This window comes from Solirubrobacter ginsenosidimutans, from assembly GCF_027587205.1.
In genome coordinates this window covers 1-580 of the sequence record NZ_JAPDOD010000144.1, presented here as the reverse complement: position 1 = coordinate 580, position 580 = coordinate 1, and the positions used below count along the sequence as shown (strand labels likewise).

The window sequence follows — 580 nt, the reverse complement described above, 5'->3', positions numbered from 1 at the left end:
GGCGCCGCGCCTGCCGGGCCGGCCTCATCCGGCGCGCCCGCGCCGTCACCGACCGGCTCCCCGCCGCCCGGGCCTCCACCTGCCGCCCCGGGCCCGACCGGCGCGCTCGAGACCGGAGGCGACGCCGGCACCCAGGTCGCGTCGACGGGCGGCGAATCCGACGCCGCCGGCGCCGAATCCGCGGACGGCGCCGCACCGGACGCGGTCGCCGACGCCGGCCCCGCGCCCACCGGCGGCGACCTCGTCCGCCCAGCGCCCCTCTCCGAGGACGAGGTCCTGACCCAATTCGGCCTCGAGGACACGGGCGAGGCCGACCCCGAAGCGGTCGCCGCCGCAGCCCCGGCCGCCGCGCCCCCGACCGACGCCGCCGCCGCGCAACCCACGCTGGCCGCGAAGCGCCTCGACCGCACCCCCGCCGCGACGATGTCGGCGCCGCTCACCGCAGACGCCGCGCCGGCGTCGACGTCGCCGCTTGCCGGCCCGGTGTCCGCGTCGCCGCTCGCCGACGTCGCCGGGGCGACCACGTCGTCGCCGCTTCCCGGCCCGGCGTCCGCGTCGCCGCTTGCCGGCCCGGCGTCCG

The 580-nt window shown here is 82.4% G+C and carries 1 pseudogene; it reads left to right on the top strand.

From position 1 onward, the window contains the following. Window positions 1–580 (top strand): annotated as a pseudogene (locus OM076_RS44555) (hypothetical protein); the annotation flags it as partial.